The organism is Achromobacter sp. Marseille-Q0513 (assembly GCF_018195695.1).
Lineage (GTDB): Bacteria > Pseudomonadota > Gammaproteobacteria > Burkholderiales > Burkholderiaceae_B > Achromobacter.
Genome location: NZ_JAGTJY010000130.1, coordinates 1 through 17495, shown reverse-complemented (window position 1 = coordinate 17495; position 17495 = coordinate 1). Strand labels below are relative to the sequence as shown.

At 68.2% G+C, this 17495-nt stretch carries 20 protein-coding genes and 1 pseudogene; 19 read left to right on the top strand and 2 right to left on the bottom strand.

Annotated elements, in window-relative coordinates:
* The 3 genes and pseudogenes from KDH83_RS32660 to KDH83_RS21895 all read left to right on the top strand — a co-directional run.
* A pseudogene (locus KDH83_RS32660) lies at nucleotides 1–380 on the top strand (hypothetical protein); the annotation flags it as partial.
* Nucleotides 381–478: 98 nt separating this feature from the next.
* Nucleotides 479–1570, top strand: a complete 1092-nt coding sequence (locus KDH83_RS21900; RefSeq protein WP_212319777.1) for an AI-2E family transporter — start codon at nucleotides 479–481, stop codon at nucleotides 1568–1570.
* Between the two features lie 101 nt (nucleotides 1571–1671).
* Entirely contained in the window at nucleotides 1672–1893 is a 222-nt protein-coding gene (locus tag KDH83_RS21895) for a hypothetical protein (RefSeq protein ID WP_212319785.1), read from the top strand.
* A gap of 91 nt (nucleotides 1894–1984) precedes the next feature.
* Here KDH83_RS21895 and KDH83_RS21890 read toward each other — a convergent pair whose 3' ends face one another.
* Both KDH83_RS21890 and KDH83_RS21885 read right to left on the bottom strand, forming a co-directional pair.
* Nucleotides 1985–3799, bottom strand: coding sequence for a DUF4153 domain-containing protein (locus tag KDH83_RS21890; RefSeq protein WP_212319775.1), 1815 nt, complete (start codon nucleotides 3797–3799; stop codon nucleotides 1985–1987).
* 4 nt (nucleotides 3800–3803) lie between these two features.
* Nucleotides 3804–4577, bottom strand: a complete 774-nt coding sequence (locus KDH83_RS21885) for a S24 family peptidase (RefSeq protein WP_212319773.1) — start codon at nucleotides 4575–4577, stop codon at nucleotides 3804–3806.
* Nucleotides 4578–4772: 195 nt separating this feature from the next.
* Between KDH83_RS21885 and KDH83_RS21880 the strand changes: the two genes are divergently transcribed.
* From KDH83_RS21880 to KDH83_RS21805, 16 genes are all read left to right on the top strand, one after another.
* A complete protein-coding gene (locus KDH83_RS21880; protein WP_212319771.1) occupies nucleotides 4773–5615 on the top strand; it encodes a replication protein in 843 nt (280 codons plus the stop codon).
* Nucleotides 5602–6360 (top strand): ATP-binding protein, encoded by a 759-nt coding sequence (locus KDH83_RS21875; protein ID WP_103273519.1) that lies wholly within the window; start codon nucleotides 5602–5604, stop codon nucleotides 6358–6360. Before KDH83_RS21880 ends, KDH83_RS21875 begins: the two co-directional genes overlap by 14 nt.
* A gap of 57 nt (nucleotides 6361–6417) precedes the next feature.
* A complete protein-coding gene (locus KDH83_RS21870; protein WP_249205272.1) occupies nucleotides 6418–6834 on the top strand; it encodes a hypothetical protein in 417 nt (138 codons plus the stop codon).
* Entirely contained in the window at nucleotides 6831–7088 is a 258-nt protein-coding gene (locus KDH83_RS21865; RefSeq protein ID WP_212319769.1) for a hypothetical protein, read from the top strand. Before KDH83_RS21870 ends, KDH83_RS21865 begins: the two co-directional genes overlap by 4 nt.
* Before the next feature lie 722 nt (nucleotides 7089–7810).
* Entirely contained in the window at nucleotides 7811–8404 is a 594-nt protein-coding gene (locus KDH83_RS21860) for a hypothetical protein (protein WP_212319767.1), read from the top strand.
* 13 nt (nucleotides 8405–8417) lie between these two features.
* Entirely contained in the window at nucleotides 8418–9890 is a 1473-nt protein-coding gene (locus KDH83_RS21855; protein WP_212319765.1) for a DUF3383 domain-containing protein, read from the top strand.
* Between the two features lie 15 nt (nucleotides 9891–9905).
* Complete coding sequence (locus KDH83_RS21850; protein ID WP_212319763.1) at nucleotides 9906–10346, top strand: phage protein; 441 nt, start codon at nucleotides 9906–9908, stop codon at nucleotides 10344–10346.
* Between the two features lie 10 nt (nucleotides 10347–10356).
* Nucleotides 10357–10806: a phage tail assembly chaperone gene (locus tag KDH83_RS21845; RefSeq protein ID WP_212319761.1), complete on the top strand. Its 450-nt coding sequence runs from the start codon at nucleotides 10357–10359 to the stop codon at nucleotides 10804–10806.
* A gap of 177 nt (nucleotides 10807–10983) precedes the next feature.
* Complete coding sequence (locus tag KDH83_RS21840; protein ID WP_212319759.1) at nucleotides 10984–12792, top strand: phage tail protein; 1809 nt, start codon at nucleotides 10984–10986, stop codon at nucleotides 12790–12792.
* Entirely contained in the window at nucleotides 12789–13388 is a 600-nt protein-coding gene (locus KDH83_RS21835) for a phage baseplate protein (RefSeq protein ID WP_349291652.1), read from the top strand. Before KDH83_RS21840 ends, KDH83_RS21835 begins: the two co-directional genes overlap by 4 nt.
* 9 nt (nucleotides 13389–13397) lie before the next feature.
* Nucleotides 13398–13697 carry a hypothetical protein gene (locus tag KDH83_RS21830; RefSeq protein ID WP_212319757.1) on the top strand — a complete coding sequence of 100 codons (300 nt, stop codon included), beginning with the start codon at nucleotides 13398–13400 and terminating at the stop codon, nucleotides 13695–13697.
* 1 nt (nucleotide 13698) lies between these two features.
* On the top strand, nucleotides 13699–14745 hold the full coding sequence (locus KDH83_RS21825) for a hypothetical protein (protein ID WP_249205271.1): 1047 nt from the start codon (nucleotides 13699–13701) through the stop codon (nucleotides 14743–14745).
* Between the two features lie 37 nt (nucleotides 14746–14782).
* A complete protein-coding gene (locus KDH83_RS21820; RefSeq protein WP_212319755.1) occupies nucleotides 14783–15526 on the top strand; it encodes a Gp138 family membrane-puncturing spike protein in 744 nt (247 codons plus the stop codon).
* Between the two features lie 8 nt (nucleotides 15527–15534).
* On the top strand, nucleotides 15535–15888 hold the full coding sequence (locus tag KDH83_RS21815; protein ID WP_212319753.1) for a hypothetical protein: 354 nt from the start codon (nucleotides 15535–15537) through the stop codon (nucleotides 15886–15888).
* Nucleotides 15885–17069, top strand: a complete 1185-nt coding sequence (locus KDH83_RS21810; protein ID WP_212319751.1) for a baseplate J/gp47 family protein — start codon at nucleotides 15885–15887, stop codon at nucleotides 17067–17069. Before KDH83_RS21815 ends, KDH83_RS21810 begins: the two co-directional genes overlap by 4 nt.
* A 5-nt stretch (nucleotides 17070–17074) precedes the next feature.
* The coding region (locus KDH83_RS21805; protein ID WP_212319749.1) for a DUF2612 domain-containing protein at nucleotides 17075–17495 on the top strand (421 nt) is incomplete at its 3' end.

The following is a 17495-nucleotide window of genomic DNA, read 5'->3' as shown; positions in this document are numbered from 1 at the left end:
GACAGGCGCGCGTGGCCACGCCTTCGCTGCAGCAGGCGCTCAACCTGCGCCTGCAAGGCCTGAACGCGCAATCGGACGATCTGGAGCGGGCTCGGGAACAGATCCGCCGGGCGGCGGGGCCGAGCCTGACGGATCCGGCGGCGACGCCTTCGGCCGGGGCGGCGTCGACGCCTGCGACGGGTGCGGTGTCGGCGCCTGCGGCCGGGTCCGCGTCGGCCCCTTCGGCCGGTGCTGCGCCCGTGTCCGGTGCTGTGCCCTCGTCCGGAACTGCGCCCGCTCCCGTGGCCGGGCCCGTGCCGGCCTCCGAAGCCAGGCCTGTGCCGGCGCCGGCAGCCGCAGCGGCGGGATCGGCGGCAGCGCCTGCGGCGGTCCGGCGCTAGCGCTACCGTGCCCAACCTGACCGGACCGCCGGCGGGCGCTGCGACACCGGCTTTGTACAATGCCTTTCTCGCGGCGCCAGCCGCATCCAGGATCGACCATGAGCCAATCCTCCAGCCTGCACTACCGCGTCTTCCTGCTTCTGCTGGCCGGCGTCACCCTCGCGTTCGCCTGGCTGTTGTGGCCGTTCTACGGCGCGGTGTTCTGGGGCGCCATCCTCGCCATCATCTTCGCGCCGCTGCAGCGACGGCTGAGCGCGCGCCTGGGCGGCCGGCGCAACATGGCCGCGCTGATCACCTTGTTGCTGGTCCTGCTGCTGGTGATCATGCCGGTCGCCTTCATCAGCGGCTCGCTGGTGCGCGAAGGCGCCAATCTCTACCAGAGCATCAAGTCCGGGCAGCTGAATTTCGGCGCCTATTTCCAGCAGGCCATGGAGGCGCTGCCGCCATCGGTGCATGACATCCTGGCGCGCTTCGATCTGGCCGACATCCCCAGCCTGCAGGAAAAGCTCAGCGCCGGCGCGATGCAGGTCAGCCAGTTCCTGGCGACGCAGGCGCTGAGCATCGGGCAGGACACCTTCCAGTTCGTGATCAGCTTCGGCATCATGCTGTACCTGCTGTTCTTCCTGCTGCGCGACGGGCCCCGGCTGTCGGCGCGCATCAGCCGCGCCATTCCGCTGAGCGAAACCCACAAGCATCACCTGCTGCTCAAGTTCACCACCGTGGTGCGCGCGACCGTCAAGGGCAACATCGCCGTGGCCGCGTCGCAGGGCGCGCTGGGCGGGATCATGTTCTCTATCCTGGGCATCCAGGGCGCCATGCTGTGGGGCGTGATCATGGCCTTCCTGTCGCTGCTGCCGGCGGTGGGCGCGGGCCTGATCTGGGCGCCGGTGGCGATCTATTTCCTCTTGACCGGCGCGACGGTCAAGGGCGTGGTGCTGATCCTGTTCGGCGTGCTGGTCATCGGCATGGTGGACAACATCCTGCGCCCGATCCTGGTCGGCAAGGACACCAAGATGCCGGACTACGCCGTGCTGATCTCCACGCTGGGCGGCATGGCCTTGTTCGGCCTGAACGGTTTCGTCATCGGTCCCTTGATCGCCGCCTTGTTCATGGCGTGCTGGGACCTGTTTGCGCCCGCGCCGGAAGAGCCGGCGGCGCGGCCGGCAGAGGCGCCCACCAAGCAGGAATAGCGTCTTCGAGCCGGGCCGGGCTGGCCTTGTTCCGTCTTCGCCACGGAACGGGGCCGGCCGTGGCCGCGATGGCCGGCTGCATCGACAGGGAGCGCATCGCCATGGAATGGAAACCGCAACGGTCCGGCTGGATCGAAGAGCGTAATTTCGACATCGAGTTCGCCGAAACCCCCGAGGGCTATCACGTCCGGGTGCGGGTGCTGGGCTTTCCACCGCTGGAAGACACCAGGAACGTGTACCCGAACGCCGCGCTGGCCGAGAAGGGCGCGCTGGCGCTGCTGAGCAGCCAGTTCCCCGGCACGCCGGATCTGGAAGACGCGTAGGCGTATTTCGGACCAGGGCAGGGCGGCCGCCTGCGATGCCTGCACCGGCAAGCCATCGCGGCCGGGGCGAGGCGGCGCCCTGTTGCGCCGTCTAGTGCAACTGCAGGCGGAAGTCGCCCAGGATCAGGTCGCGCTCCTTGGGGGCTTCGGTGCGGATCTGGCCGTCGTCCAGCGCCCATTGCGTTTCGGTGCCGCTGGCCCGCTTTGCGCCCTGCGGCGTTTCCAGCCTGCCCAGGTGCAGCCAGCCACCGTCCGCCTTGCGGCGGTACGCATGCGGTGAACCTTGGGTGGCGTACTTGTTGTCGGCCGTGTAGACGCGCGTGAACAGGACCAGATCTTCCTGGCCGCTGCCGGACAGGTCCACGAAGAGCAGCAGGCACGGCGCGTCTCGCTCGTATTGCTTGGCGGTCGCGGGCGGCGTTGTGCTCGCCGTCGCGCAAGTCTGCGCCACGTAGGGATTCTGCTGCACGAGGAACTTCCACCAGCCGTCCGGCGCCTGCCGTCCGGCGGGCACGGTGCCAAAGGTGGGCGACGCGGCGATCAGGTCGGTCTTGGGTTCGTCCCAGGAGTAATACTTGCCCGTCAGCGCGCTCGCCGCCGCTTGCGCGATGCGCGGATCGCGCTTGCTGGCGGCGCCGTCGGCCAGCTGGCGCAGGGCGTCGCGCCCCCAGCGGCCGTGGTCGTTGCGCATGCTGCTGTAGCGGTACTCGCGCGGTTCCAGGCGGCCGTCGAGCAGGCCCTGCAGCTGGCTTTGCGCGGCGATGCGGCGCGGGTCGGCCACGGGCGTCTGCACCAGCGCCAGCAGGACCAGCGTGGCGAAGGCGGCCACCATGTTGGTCGTTGCCAGCGCGTCGTAGAAGCCCGAGGGCCGCAGCGCGGCCCAGGCGTAGCCCAGCGCGTACAGCGCCAGCAGGCCGCCGCAATACAGCGCCCAGACGCGGGGAATGGTCCAGCCGTACTGCCCGACTCGCAGGCCCAGGCCGTACAGCGCCACGGCCGCCAGCGGCAGCAGGCAGAGCATGGCCAGGCGCAGCGTCCTGGACAGGCCCTGGCCGAACGGCGCGGCCCCGGGGCTGTCCTGCCAGGCTGCGTTGATCAGCTTGATCCACAGCGCGCAGAAGGCGATGAGCGCGCCGGCCGACAGCTTGACGGCCTCGAAGCCGAGCGCCATGCGCGCCGCCAGCGCGATGGTGAACGCCAGCCCCACCAGCGCCACCAGCGGCAGCAGCCAGGCGTTCAGCGTCAGCCATGAACGCCGCAGCGTGTCGGCGATCTGGGGGCGGCGGCGCACGCCGACCAGGCTGATGGCCAGCACGATGGGCCAGGCGGCGATATGGAAGCGCGCCTTGCTGATCAGCTCGATCACGGCATCGATGCCGATCATGCGGAACATCATGCCGGCGATCCACAGCAGCACGAACACGCTGATCGACAGGCAGATGGCCAGCGCCAGGTGCACGGTGTTGCGCCACGCGGCGCGGAACACCGCGGGGTAATTCCATTGAGGCTGGCGCGGATCGAGTTCCTGGACCAGCGGCAGCAGCACGAAGCCGGCCGCGCCGATCAGGAAGGTGATCAGCATGGGACGCTGGCTGTCCGAGACCACAGCCAGCATGCTTTTGGCGTCCCAGCCGAGTCCGTAGGCGGCCAGCAGGGGCAGGACCAGCACATAGGCGGCAAGCGCGATCAGCCAGCGCGCGCCGCTGCGCATGCCCGACAGCAACGCGCCGGCCAGCGGCGCGAGCCAGGCGAGCTGCAGCAGGAACACCATGGTGAAGGGCTGATCCCAGGGCCGGTAGCGGTGTATGGCGACAAAATGCAGGCCCAGGCCCAGCAGCGCGGCCAGCAGGCCATAGAACAGCACGGTCCGGTCGGCCGCGTCCAGTCGCTTCGTCGTTTGTGTCATCGGGTCAGAAATCCTCGCTGCGCCAGACCTTCAGCACGCGGCCGAAGACCTCGAAATCCATGCCTTCGGTGATGTCCCAGGCGTCGTACTTGGTGTTCTCGGATTTGGCCCGGACCACCAGGCCGGTTGCGGTGGGTATGCGCTGCAGCCGCTTGATGAAGCCTTCGCTGCCCACGCGGAAGAAATAGATCGCATCGTACTCGACCGCCTGCACGCCCCGGTCCACGATCAGGGGATCGCCGGGATTGAACATGGGGCGCATCGAGTCGCCGAAACCCGTGACGATGCACAGGTTCTTCGGGGACGAGAAGCCCCGGACATTCTTTTGCAGCCATTCCGGGCTGACGTTCCAGCTCTGGATCACGCCGGGCTGATCGCGCAGCTCCAGACCATTGCCCATCGCGCCTCCGGTATCGAATTGGGAAATCAGGACGTTGTCACGGATCAGTCCGCCCAGCCGCGAATGGCTGAAGGACAGCAGCCGCCCGGCCGGGACTTCTGCGGGCTCGCCCGCCAGCTCGTCGGCCCCCAGCGCGCGCCAGAGGTCGGGGTGGGGCTGGTCCATCCAGCTGTCGTGCAGGCCCAGCCCCAGCGAGATCTTGCCGGCCAGGGCGTCGCCGACGCGGCGCGGGTTCTTGTCGCGCTTGCCCTGGAAGCCCTGGAGGATCTGGTCCAGGTACTTGCGGCTGACGCCGGCCCGTTCGGCCAGGCGGTCGACGCCCCCGGCCTCCAGGACCGCGTACTTGAGGTTGTTCAGTCGTATCGAGCGGATATCCATGGTGGTAGCGATGGTAGCAACACGCTACCCAAAAGTACAGTAGCGAATCGCTATTGAAATTTCGGTAGCGAGTCGCTACCATTGATTCTACAAATGAGCTATTCGCGGCGACCGCAGTCAGCGGCGCCGAGCGCCGCGCGGGGCGGCGCTACCCAGGCGCGGGTCCACGCGTCCGATTCGCTACCAAGGAGGTATGTGATTCCCCTGAACCCTCATCCGGCGGCCGCGTCCCAGCCGCAACGGGCCGGCCATATCCGCATCCCGAACTCGCTGTACGACGCCATCACCGCGTTCCCTTTCAAGCTGACGACCCTGCGCGTGCTGCTGGCGGTACTGCGCAAGACCGAAGGCTACGGCAAACAGGAGGATGACTTGTCCGCATCCCAGCTGGCCTCGCTGTGCGGCGCGATGTCGCGCCAGCACGTCACCACGGCGCTGAACGAACTGGCGGCCCTGAACGTCATCCGCAAGCGGCCCGGTCGCTACGGCTGCGTGGTCGGCCTGAACCGGGATCCGGCGCAGTGGCGCCAGCCGGCCAGGCGCGCGGGCATGTCCGGGACCGGCACGGGTCCGCAAGACGGACCCTTGTCCGAATCGATCGCGCCAGGCCGTCCTGTTGCCGGACAGATCGATCGTCCCGGATTCGGACAAACAACAGACAACCTTCCAACAGACAACCCAGACAACATTCCGGCGGCGGGCCCTGCCCATGCCGGACCGGCCGCTCCGCCTCCCGTCATCGCGCTCGCGCTGAAAGACGGCTCCGAGTACGCCGTGACCGAGTCCCAGGCCGCCGAGTGGAGAGCCGCCTACCGTGAACTGGATGTGGACGCCGAGCTCTTGCGCATGCGCGCCTGGCTCGACGCGAAACCGCAGAACCGCAAGACACGCCGCGGCATCGGCGCGTTCGTGGTGGGCTGGCTGAACCGGTCCCTCGAACGCCGCCAGGCCCAGGCTTCAACCACGAGGGTGAACGCGCATGCACGCTTCGAACAGCAGGACTACCGCGCCGGGGTGGCGGCCGATGGCTCGTTTTAGTTTTCCCACCGAACCCAGGACCTGCGAGCGCCACGGCGATTTCCTGGACCTGAAGATGCCGGCGGGCTGGGCGGGCTGCCCGCGCTGCAACGGCGAACGCATCGCCCGCGAAGACGCGGGCAAGGCCGCCGCGGCCACGTCGGCGCACCGGCGCCAGGTGGCCGACAGCCTGCTCGGCCGCGCGGCCATTCCCGCGCGCTTCGCCGACAAGCGGCTCGACAACTTCGCGCCGCATGCCGAGGGCCCGCGGCGCGCGCTGGAACTGGCCCGCCGTTACGCCGACGGCTTCGGCGCCGAGGCCGCGAAGTCCGGCGCCAGCCTGGTGTTCTGCGGCGGCGTCGGCGCGGGCAAGACCCACCTGGCCGTGGGCATCGCGCATCGCCTCATGGAGCAGGGCCGCATCGCGGTCTTCACCTCGGTGATCAACGCCATCCGCCGGGTCAAGGACACCTACCGCCGCGACAGCGGCCAGTCCGAGGCCCAGGTGGTGGCCGGCTTCATCCGGCCCGACCTGCTGATCCTGGACGAAGTGGGCGTCCAGTTCGGCAGCGAGACCGAGAAGATGATCCTGTTCGAAATCATCAACGGCCGCTACGAGCAGCTCAAGCCCACCATCGTGATCAGCAACCTGGCCAAGGACGCGCTCACCGACTACCTGGGCGAGCGCGTGGTCGACCGGCTGCGCGAAGGCGGCGGGCGCATGCTGATCTTCGACTGGCCCAGCTACCGCAGGCAGGCCGCGTAGGCGCGGCCCGCGGGGCGCAAGCAGGGGCGCAGGCAGGAAACCGGCAAGGACAACAAGATGAAGAAGGAACGCAACATGGAAAAGGAACGCAATATGGGTTATCCCCGTTGGGTCGAAGACGAGCTGTGGAACTGGTCGCGCTGGTGCTGGCTGGGCGACTGGCCGCAGCCCGATCCCAACGTCAAGTGCATCTCGGCTGAACGGGCCTACCGCGCGCCGGCCGGCCCGGACGACGAGCCGGCGCCGATCCCCGTGCACATGGACCACGCGCGCAAGGTGCAGAAGCTGTACGACGCGCTGGCGCATGTCGAGCAGCGCGTGCTGCAGGCGGAGTATCCGCGCCGCCATGAATACGCCGGCATGACCGCGGGCGAGCGCATCACCCGCGCCTGCGACAGGCTGGACATCAGCCCGGTCTACTACAAGATCGCGCTTGGCCACATGAAGGACCAGGTGCGGAGGGCCTTCCAATGAAGTACGCGAAGGAAGTGCTGGATCTGATGTCGGCCTTTCCCGGTCGCGAGTGGCGCATGGCCGAACTGGTGCGCGACGCCTCCGGTGGCCGCGAGCTTGCGCGCCGCGAGCGCGACGCCATGCGCCAGGCCATCCTGCGCGTGCTCGAGGCGCTGCAGGATTGCGGCCAGGTGCAGCGTATCGAGTACGCGCGCAACTCGCTGACCTATGCCTGGGGCGAGGTGCGACACGAGGAAGCTTGCGCCTGCGACTGATCATGCGACAATTCCTCCGGGCCATTGCGTCTTGCGCGAGCGGCCCGCAAGCCTGAAACCAAAGCCCGCCAACGCGGGCTTTTTGTTTGATGCGCCCGGCACGCGCTTTGCTCAACAGGCGTGATTCCCGCTCCAATCTGATCGCCGCGAACGGCGCCAGGCACGATGGTGGGAACCGCCGGCATCACCGCATCGAGTGCGACACACACGGCGTTGCCGATGCGACGAATGATGCGACAATACGTCCGGGCCATTGCGTCTTGCGCAAGCGGCCCGACGAACCGAACACCCGCCCGCGCAAGCGGGTTTTTTTACGCCCCGGATATTCCCGCATAGGGAATGCCGGGGCGTTTTGCTTGGCGCCGTCCAGCGGCCTGCCGCCTCGCCAATTCCTGCTCGCCCCGGGTCCCGTCTCCCCCCGGCACGCGAGCAGGCGGCTTGAGGCGGCAGCCCGGTGGGCGACAGCCGGAATCCGCCGCACACAGGCCGCACGCACATGCAACGCGGCACCGCGCTCTTCGCGCAGCAAAGCCGGCCTTCCGCCTCCAGGCAACTGGATTCCCGCCACCGGCCTTCGGGCCGGCCCAATCTTTCCGGGCGCGTCCCGCCCGTCACGCTACAGGAGTGAATCATGCCGCAGCAGCTGCATGCACAGGCCGCGCCGCGGGCGTATCGCCGCCTTGGCCTGGCCGCCACCAGCGGTCTTCTGACGGGAGCCGCGCATGGCGAATAACTCCGCCACCGGCGGCTACCTGTCGCCTCTGCTGGTGTCTCCGCCCCTGGAAGACGCCGAGCTGGAGGCCGTGTTCCAGGGCTATATCGCCGGCGTGTCCGGCCTGCCCAGCAACCTGGTTCGTACGCGCTGGCCGGCGGCCGGCGCGGAACCGCCCGCGCCCGACCAGACCTGGTGCCTCATGGACATCCGGTCCCAGGCCGCGGACGCCGCTCCTGCCGTGACCCACGATCCGGCCGGGGAGGGGACTGATTCCCTTGTTCGGCACGAGAGCATCGAAGTGCTGTGCTCGATGATCGGCCCGCGCGCGCTGCGTCACGCGGCGCAGCTGCGCGACGGCTCGGCCGTGCCGCAGAACCGCGAAGCCCTGCAGGCGCAGGACATGGCGGTGACCGGCGCGGGGCCCATCCAGGCCAAGCACGAGCAAGTGAATCAGCAGTGGATTCGGCAGTACGACATCAGCCTGCGCTTCGCGCGCAGAGTGAAGCGCGTCTATCCGGTCCTGAATCTTCTGTCGGCGCCAGTCACGACGCATGCCGCGTCAGTGTCGTCGACGGATTTCGTCAACCACCTTGCAGATTAAGGGATCTACCACCATGGCTAATGGATTGCCGGTATCGCGCCTGATCAACGTCACGATCAACATGTCGCCGCTGGCGGCGCAGGGCGCCAACCTCAACACCGCCCTGCTGCTGGGCTCGTCCGCCGTCATCGACACGGGCGAGCGCATGCGCTCCTATGGCGGCATCGACGCCGTCGCGGCGGACTTCGGCATCACGGCGCCGGAATACCGCGCCGCGCTGCTGTACTTCCAGCAGACGCCGCAGCCGTCGCAGCTCTACATCGGCCGCTGGGCCAAAGCCGCGACCTCGGCCACCCTGCGCGGCGCCGTGCTGTCGGCCGCTGAAAAGCAGATGTCGGTCTGGACCGCGGTCAAGACCGGCGGCTTCAAGCTGAGCGTCGACGGCGTCGAGAAGGCGGCCACGGGCCTGGACTTCTCCACGGCGACCAACCTGAACGGCGTCGCGTCCATCATCGGCGCTGCGCTGGCCGGCACCACGGTGCAGTGGAACGGCTCGCAGTTCGTCGTCACGTCCACCACGTCCGGCGCCAGCTCGACGCTGGGCTACGCCTCGGCGCCCGCCACCGGCACCGACGTGTCGGACATGCTGGGCCTGAGCGCCGCCAAGGCCTCCGCGCCCGTGGCCGGCATCGTCGCCGAAACGCCCGCGGCGGCCGTCTCGCTGTTCCTGGATCGTTTCGCCAACAAGTTCCTGGGCCTGACCTTCGCCGACAGCCTGACCGACGCGCAGCACCTGACCGTGGCCGAGCTGATCGAAGCCGACCAGCGCCATCTGTACGGCGTGTCGACCCAGGCGCCGCAGGTGCTGGACCCGACCAACGCCGACGACATCGCCAGCCGCCTGAAGGCGCTGAAGTACAAGTACTCGATCGTGCAGTTCTCCAGCGCCAGCCCCTATGCGGTGGCCTCGCTGCTGGGCCGCATGCTGACGGTGAACTTCAACGCCAACAACACCACCATCACGCTGATGTACAAGCAGGAGCCCGGCATCGTCGCCGAGACCCTGAGCAGCAGCCAGGCCGACACGCTGGCGGCCAAGCGCTGCAACGTGTTCGTCAATTACGACAACGACACGGCCATCATCCAGTACGGCGTGACGCCCAGCGGCATCTTCATCGACTCGGTCTACAACGCGATCTGGTTCCGCAATCGCGTCCAGACCGACGTCTACAACCTGCTCTACACCAGCCCCACCAAGGTGCCCCAGACCGACGCCGGCAACCAGCTGATCGCCTCGGTGATCGAGGCTGCCTGCGAAGCCGCGGTCAACAACGGCTACCTGGCGCCGGGCGTGTGGAACTCGGCGGGCTTCGGCGCGCTGAAGCAGGGTGATCCGCTGTCCAAGGGCTACTACGTGTACGCCCCGGCCATCGCCACGCAGTCGCAAGCCGACCGCGAGGCGCGCAAGGCCGTTCCGTTCCAGGTCGCCGCCAAGGAAGCCGGCGCCATCCACACCGTCGACGTCCTCGTCACGGTCAATCGCTAAACAGGAGCACAGCAGATGTCTACCTATTCGTTCGCTGATATCAGCGCCAGCCTCGTCGGTCCCGGCGGCGCAATCTCGCTGGGGTATGGCTCGGGCGTGGCCGACGAGGGCATCGCCATCGCCGCCAAGGCCGAGAAAAGCGCCATGACCGTTGGCGCCGACGGCGAAGTCATGCACACCCTGCGCGCCGACAAGAGCGGCACCGTGACGCTGACCTACCTGAAGACCTCGCCGGTCAACGCGCAGCTGCAGGCCCTGTACGACGCCCAGTCGCTGGACAGCCGCCTGTGGGGCAAGAACCTGATCACGGTCACCAACCCGTCGACGGGCGACGTGACCACCTGCCGCTCGTGCGCGTTCAGCAAGAAGCCGGACCTGTCCTACAAGAAGGATGGCGACACGGTGAAGTGGACCTTCGACGCGGCCAAGATCGACACGATCCTCGGCATTTACTGAGCACGGCGCCATGGCATTGGAAATCGACCTGAACGGCCACCGGTATTCCATCGGAAAACTGAGCGCCAAGCAGCAGTTCCACATGTCGCGCCGCATCGCCCCGATCGTTCCCACGCTGATCCCCGTGTTCGTCCGCCTCGCGGCGGGCGGCAAGCGGATCAGCGAGGATCCGGGCGGCATGGCCGATGTGCTCCAACCCCTGGCCGATGGCCTGGCCGCGATGAAGGACGAGGACGCCGAGTACGTGCTCGACACCTGCATGCAGGCGGTGCAGCGCAAGCAGGAACACGGCTGGGCCAACGTCTGGTCGGCCAGCCAGCGCGTGCCGATGTTCCAGGACATCGACCTGGCCGTCATGCTGCCGCTGGCGCTGCGCGTGATCACCGAGAACCTCGGGCCTTTTATTCAAGGGCTGCTTACCAGCCAGACCGGCAGCCCCGAGGCGACACAGGCTGGCTGAAGCGCCTGCCTGGCGGCGAGGACTGGCTGCTGGCGCCGGTCCTCGAGGGACTCTGCAAGTACGAGTCCCTCAAGGACGGCACGCTGGACCTGGCCGACATCGCGCTCCTGAACGACGCCTTGTCGGTCCGGGCAGACAACAAGGCGGAAGCGCACCGCCGCTACATGGCAGAGAAAAATGACTAGTATTTCCGTGCCCGTGGATGCGGGCGGAACCGCGACCTTCAAGATAGACAAGGGGCAGTTGGATCAGCTGATGTCGCAGCTGGGCCAGCTCAACGACAAGGGCAAGCCGTCCCGGTCCGAGAAGCTGATGCAGGCGCTGCAGACGTTCGTGGACCGGGCCCATACCGTGGTCAGCTTCGCCGAGAGCCGTATCGAGCGCTTTGAAAACGCGTTCATGGCGGCGCGGCTGGCGGGCACGTCGGGCCGGGAGCTGCGCGCGCTGGAGGCGGCCGGCCAGGAATTCGGCCTGTCGGCCGAAGCCATGCGCAATGGCGTGCAGGCGCTCTATCGCTCCGTGCGCGACGATCCCGAGGCTGCGGCTGCCCTGCGCAAGCAAGGCATCAGCACGCATGACGACGAAGGCAATCAACGCAGTACCGCCGATCTGGCGCGAGCGCTGAGCAATGTGCTGCAGAAACTCGACGGCAAGCAGGCGAACGAACTGGGCAAGCAGCTCAACCTCGACGCCTCCGTGATCGAGGCGTTGCGCAACCCCGCGTTCCCGGCACAGGCCGATAGCGCGTATGCCGGCCTGGAAGGCAGCAGGGTCGACGCCGCCGGCGAACGCGCTCATCGCGTCATGACTTCCGTGCGCGAGGTGGGGCGTCAGCTGGATAGCGTCTTCGCGCAGGCCTTCCTGACCATGGCCGACAAGCTCGAGCCCTTCCTGCAGAACGTCGCCACCTGGCTGAAGGAAAACGGCACGCTGCTGGGCACGCGCCTGGGCGAAGTCGGCAATTTCTTCATCTCCATCCTGTCAGGACTGGGACCGCTGATGTCCATGTTCCTTTGGCTGGACGAGGCGACGGGTGGGTTTTCCTCGCAGCTGACGCTGGCGCTGAGCGGTCTGTTGCTGCTCGGCGGCGGCGGCGTGATCGGGGGGCTGTTCAGCCTGCTGTCGTCCTTGTCGAAGGCGACGGGTTTGACCGAGTTCCTGGGGAAGCAGTGGACGCGGTTGAAAGATGCCGTGGGTCCGATGATGGAGCGGGCGGGAACCGCCATGCGTTCGGCATTCGCCCGCATGGGCAACTTCCTGCTGTCGTCGGGCAGGGCGATGGCGGCGGGCATCGGCCGGATGGCCGCCAATGCCTGGGCCCGGCTGGGCACGTTGGCGACGCAGGCGGGCAGCTTCGTGGCCAACGGCCTGAGCGCCGTCGGCAGAGCGGTGGCGCGGACCGCCGAGTCACTGTGGTCCAGGGTCACGTCGTGGTTCGGACGCGCTTCGGCATCGCTGGGGGAATTGTCTGGCCAGGCCGCGCGGGTTGGCGCCCGTGTCGGCGGCGGCGCGGCGCTGATGCTGATGCCAAGCGAGTTGGGAGACGATCAACTGGAGTTGAAGAAGCTCCATTACCGGCGGGCCAATGGCCTGCCCCTGGACGGTTCGGCTGATCCCAAGCACGACAGCCTCGATGGCAGCGTGATGCAGTACTACGAGTACTACGTCCAGCCTGACGGGCCGGAACCTGCGCGCGCCTCGCCCTACCCGTCGTCGCCGACGGCCGACCGACTGAGCCGCATGTTGAACCCGACCAGCATCGAACCGTGGCAAGGCTATGCGCCGGGCTTTTCCGGCACCGGCCTGTTGGGCCTGCCGGCAATGCCGCCGGCGCAACCCGGCGTCACCTCGGCAACCGTGAACGCCAACACCACCATCAACGTGCATGGCGTATCCGATCCGCTGGCTGTCGGCAGCGCCGTCGCCAACGAGCAGAACCGGGTCAACAGCGACCTGGCCCGCAATACGCGAGGAGCAATGGAGTGAACGAGCTCGACTTCCAAGGGGCCGACATGGTCGGCCTGTCGTCCAAGCGCATCGGCGACATCCTCATCCAGGCGACCACCAGCGAGTCCTACGACGACACGCTGTCCATCACCAGCCATCCGGTCGAGTCCGGCCCCTATGGCAACTCGATGATCAGCGACCACGCCTACAAGCAGCCACTGACCGTGACGCTGAAGTGCGGCTGGAGCAACGCCTCCTACGAGGCGCTGCTGGGCGCCAAGGCGATGGACGTGGCCAACGGCAAGGCGGCCGCCGACGATTACGCGACCGCGATCTATTCGCAGCTGCTGAGCCTGCAGGAAGCGCGCGAGCCGATCGAGGTGGTCACCAGCCGCCGGCGCTACGTGAACATGCTCATCGAGAGCCTGGGCGTCGAGCACAACCTGGCCAGCTCGGGCGCGCTGTTCGTGACCGTCAAGCTGCGCGAGGTGATCGTGGCGCAGACCCGCGTCACCTCGCTGCCGCCCTATGCGCACCAGCAGCAGAAGGAAAAGACGGCCGACAAGCAGAACCTGGGCACGAAGTCGCCCAAGCCCGTGGCCGCGCCATTCGACGGCCCGCGGGCCTCGACCTAGGAGACGACCATGAACTACTTCGAAATCCCCCTGTCGCCGATACCGCAGGTGTTCGCCATCTCGCTGGGCGGGGACGACTACCGGCTGACGCTGCAATACCGCGACGGCTGGATCCTCGACGTGGCCGACGACCTGGGCAAGCCGCTGGTGTCGGGCGTGCCGCTGGTGACCGGGCTGGACCTGCTGGCGCAGCATCGTCATCTGGGTTTCGCCGGCGGGCTGCGGGTCAAGGGCGCGGAATCGCCCGACGACGCGCCCACCTTCAACGACCTGGGACGCGGCTCCCATCTTTACTGGACGGCGGACTGACATGGCCGACATACCGATGATGGAACCCGTCACGACCTACGGCGACCCGGTGGCGGACGAGGCGGGCGTGCGCCAGTGGGGCCGCAAGGTCTCGCTGATCGTGGGCGGCGAAGAGGCGCTGGACCTGTCCGAGCTGAGCTTCAGCTTCGAGATCAAGCGCAACGACGCCAGCTCGCCCAACGCCGCGACCATCAAGGTGATGAACGCCAGCGCCGAAACCGCCAGCATGGTGCAGAAGGAGTTCACCCGCGTGGTGCTGCAGGCCGGCTACGAAGGCAACTACGGCGTGATCTTCCACGGCAACCTGGTGCGCGCCAAATGGGGCAAGTCCGGCGGCGTCGACACCGTGCTGAACCTGACCGCCGCCGATGGCGACCAGGCCTACAACTTCGCCGTGGTGAACACCACCCTGCCCAAGGGCGCGACCAAGGCCGACAAGCTGCGGCTGCTGTGCTCGGCCATGAACCCCTATGGGGTCAAGCAGGGCTACGCGCCCGAGCTGGACGGCAAGGCCTCGATCCGCGGCACGGTGATGTCCGGCATGGCGCGCAGCTACATGAATGATGTCTGCGGCAGCGCCAACGCGCTGTGGAGCATCCAGGACGGCAAGGTCAACGTCGTGCCCGAGACCGCCTACATGCCCGGTTCGGTGCCGGTCATCTCGCACGAGACCGGCCTGGTCGGCATGCCCGAGCAGGCCGAGAACGGCATCAAGCTGCGCATGCTGCTCAACCCCAGCATCCGCGTCGGCGGGCTGATCCACCTGGACAACAGCCGCATCGCCGAATACGGCTTCCAGGCCAAGTCCAACGCCAAGCGCGACGGCGGCAAGAAGGCCGAGGCGGAAGTCGACCGCAGCGAGCAGCGCAAGATCAGCAGCGATGGCTACTACTACGTGATGGTGGTCGAGCATCGCGGCAACACGCGCGGCGGCGATTGGTACACGGATGTGCTGTGCGTGGCCACCGACGCGACGTTGTACCCGGGCGATCTCGGGCAGGCCGGCCCCGGCGGCGGCGATGGCAAGGCGGCCAACGTCGTCAAGTAGGCGGCGCGCGTTTCAGATGACCCAAGCAGGATGACTCATGAACCGACTTGAAAGCTTGAATGATCCGGAAGCCAGCTTGCGCGCCGGCATGCGCGGCGCGCTGGCCGAGACCTGGACCGCCATGCCGGCCGTGATCGTGGACTTCGATCCGGTGGCGATGACGTGTTCGGCGCAGCCCGCGATCCGCGCGCGCGTCACGGCGCCCTCGGGCGGCCAGCAGCACGTGCCGCTGCCGCTGTTGCTCGATTGCCCCGTCTACTTTCCGTCGGGCGGCAATTGCACGCTGACCTTTCCGGTCCAGCCTGGCGACGAATGCCTGGTGGTGTTCGCCTCGCGCTGCATCGACGCCTGGTGGCAGTCGGGCGGCGTGCAGGACCAGGCGGAAATGCGTATGCACGACCTGTCCGACGGCTTCGTTTTCGTGGGGGTGCGCTCGCAGCCGCGCGTGCTGCCGTCGGTCAACACCGGCGCCACCGAGCTGCGCAGCGACGACGGCTCGACCTTTCTGCGGCTGGATCCTGCCAGCCAGAAGGTGAAGATCGTGGCGCCGGGCGGTTTCGAGGTCGTGGCGCCGATGTCCGAGTTCTCCGATCAGGTGCTGGTCAAGGGGCTGCTCAGCTACGTGGCCGGCCTGGTCGGCAGCGGCGGCCAGGGCAGCGCCGCACGCATCACCGGCGCGCTCAACGTGATCGGCCAGATCCTCGCCAACGGCAAGCGGGTCGACGATACCCATACCCATACCGCGCAAGGCGCCAACGCGGCCACCACGCCGCCCAACTGAGGACACCTATGCGTTACCGAAAACTCGACGCCGACGGGGACTACTCGTTCGGCTCGCGGCAGGCCGACTTTTTCCGCGACTCCCCGGACACCGTGGCGCAGGCCGTCCAGACGCGGCTGATGCTATTGCGCGGCGAGTGGTTCCTGGACTCGACCGAGGGCATGCCCTGGCAGGGCGAGGTGCTGGGCAAGCAGCCCCGCGCCAGCTACGACTGGGCCATCCGCCAGCGCATGCTGGGCACGCCCGGCGTGACCGGCATCAGCGACTACGCCAGCCGCCTCGATCCGCAAAGCCGCGGCCTGAGCGTCACGGCAACCCTTACAACCCTTTATGGCTTGGCCATCGTGCAGGCGGCTCTATGACGATACTTTCTACCGCTCCGGTGATCGACGCCGCGGGCATACGCGCGCCGAGCTACGGCGAAGTGCTGCAGTACTTCAAGGACCAGTACCGCAACATCTACGGCGCGGACACCTACCTGGAGGCCGATAGCCAGGACGGCCAGCTGCTGGCCGTGTTCGCGATGGCGATCCACGACGCCAACACCGCGGCCGTTCAGGTCTACAACGCTTTCTCGCCGGCCACGGCCTCGGGTGCCGCGCTGTCCAGCAACGTCAAGATCAACGGCCTGGCGCGCGGCGTGGCCACGCGCTCGTCGGTCGATCTGCGCATCGTGGGGCAGGGCGGCACCACCATCGCCGGCGGGGTGGCGCTGGACGGCGATCGCGTGCAGTGGGAGCTGCCCGCCAGCGTCACCATCCCGCCGGCCGGCGAGATCACGGTCACCGCGCTGTGCCGCAAGGTCGGCGCCGTGGCCGCCGCGCCGGGCGCCATCACGCGCATCGGCACGCCCACGCTGGGCTGGCAGTCCGTGACCAACCCGGCCGCCGCCACGCCCGGCGCGCCCGTCGAAAGCGACGCGGCGCTGCGGGTCCGGCAGGCCGTGTCGGTGGCGCTGCCGTCGCGCACCGTGCTGGAAGGCACTGTCGGCGCGGTGGCGTCCGTGCCGGGCGTGCTGCGCCATGTCGCCTACGAGAACGACAAGGCCGTCGCGGACGCCAACGGCCTGCCGCCGCACAGCATCGCGCTGGTGGTGGACGGCGGCGACGCCGGGCGGATCGCCAGCGCCATCGCCGCCAAGAAGACGCCCGGCACCGGCACGCATGGCTCGACCAGCGTGGTGGTCACGGACATCTACGGCATCGCGCATCCGATCCGCTTCTTCCGGCCCGTTCGCGTGCCGGTGTCCGCCGAGATCCAGATGCGCGCGCTGGCCGGCTACACCACGGCCACCGGCCAGGCGGTGCAGCGGGCGGTGGCGGACTACATCAATGGCGTGGCCATCGGCGGCGGCGCCAGCGCATCCGTGGAATGGGCCGATGCGATCTCTGCCGCCAACGGCGTGCCGGGCAGCGGCACCTTCAAGATCACCGGCCTGGCGCTGAGCCGGTCGTCCGGCAACGGCGCGCCCGACGTGGCCCTGGCCTTCAACGAGGCGGCGGCGGCCACGCCCGACGCGATCAAGATCACGGTGAGCGGGTGAGCGACATGGCCAATGCTGACGAATATCTCGGGCTGCTGTCGGCCTATCACCGCCCGCGGCCCAGGTTCGGCGCCACCGTGGCGGCGGTCTGCGGCGCGGCGGCTGCCGTGCGCGACCTGTACGCGGGCATGCCGGACGCCTTCGACCTGGACCTGGCCGTCGGCGCGCAGCTGGACGCCGTGGGCCGCTGGATCGGCTTGGGGCGCCGCGTCGCCACGCCGATCTCCGGCGTGTACTTCGCGCTGGACATCGACGGGCTGGGCATGGACCAGGGCGTCTGGCAGGGGCCCTTCGATCCGGACAACGGCCTGACCGTGCTGGACGACGACACCTACCGGCTGCTGCTGCGGGCCAAGATCGGCGCCAACCACTGGGACGGCACGCTGGAAACCTCGGCCGCCATCCTGAACCAGATCTTCCAGGGCG

Coding starts and splice junctions, on each gene's coding strand:
- KDH83_RS21895 (WP_212319785.1), top strand. CDS start 1,672: ATGGAATGGAAACCGCAACGGTCCGGCTGGATCGAAGAGCGTAATTTC.
- KDH83_RS21860 (WP_212319767.1), top strand. CDS start 7,811: ATGGCGAATAACTCCGCCACCGGCGGCTACCTGTCGCCTCTGCTGGTG.
- KDH83_RS21850 (WP_212319763.1), top strand. CDS start 9,906: ATGTCTACCTATTCGTTCGCTGATATCAGCGCCAGCCTCGTCGGTCCC.
- KDH83_RS21820 (WP_212319755.1), top strand. CDS start 14,783: ATGAACCGACTTGAAAGCTTGAATGATCCGGAAGCCAGCTTGCGCGCC.
- KDH83_RS21855 (WP_212319765.1), top strand. CDS start 8,418: ATGGCTAATGGATTGCCGGTATCGCGCCTGATCAACGTCACGATCAAC.
- KDH83_RS21825 (WP_249205271.1), top strand. CDS start 13,699: ATGGCCGACATACCGATGATGGAACCCGTCACGACCTACGGCGACCCG.
- KDH83_RS21815 (WP_212319753.1), top strand. CDS start 15,535: ATGCGTTACCGAAAACTCGACGCCGACGGGGACTACTCGTTCGGCTCG.
- KDH83_RS21875 (WP_103273519.1), top strand. CDS start 5,602: ATGGCTCGTTTTAGTTTTCCCACCGAACCCAGGACCTGCGAGCGCCAC.
- KDH83_RS21810 (WP_212319751.1), top strand. CDS start 15,885: ATGACGATACTTTCTACCGCTCCGGTGATCGACGCCGCGGGCATACGC.
- KDH83_RS21840 (WP_212319759.1), top strand. CDS start 10,984: ATGACTAGTATTTCCGTGCCCGTGGATGCGGGCGGAACCGCGACCTTC.
- KDH83_RS21885 (WP_212319773.1), bottom strand. CDS start 4,577: ATGGATATCCGCTCGATACGACTGAACAACCTCAAGTACGCGGTCCTG.
- KDH83_RS21830 (WP_212319757.1), top strand. CDS start 13,398: ATGAACTACTTCGAAATCCCCCTGTCGCCGATACCGCAGGTGTTCGCC.
- KDH83_RS21890 (WP_212319775.1), bottom strand. CDS start 3,799: ATGACACAAACGACGAAGCGACTGGACGCGGCCGACCGGACCGTGCTG.
- KDH83_RS21900 (WP_212319777.1), top strand. CDS start 479: ATGAGCCAATCCTCCAGCCTGCACTACCGCGTCTTCCTGCTTCTGCTG.
- KDH83_RS21870 (WP_249205272.1), top strand. CDS start 6,418: ATGAAGAAGGAACGCAACATGGAAAAGGAACGCAATATGGGTTATCCC.
- KDH83_RS21865 (WP_212319769.1), top strand. CDS start 6,831: ATGAAGTACGCGAAGGAAGTGCTGGATCTGATGTCGGCCTTTCCCGGT.
- KDH83_RS21845 (WP_212319761.1), top strand. CDS start 10,357: ATGGCATTGGAAATCGACCTGAACGGCCACCGGTATTCCATCGGAAAA.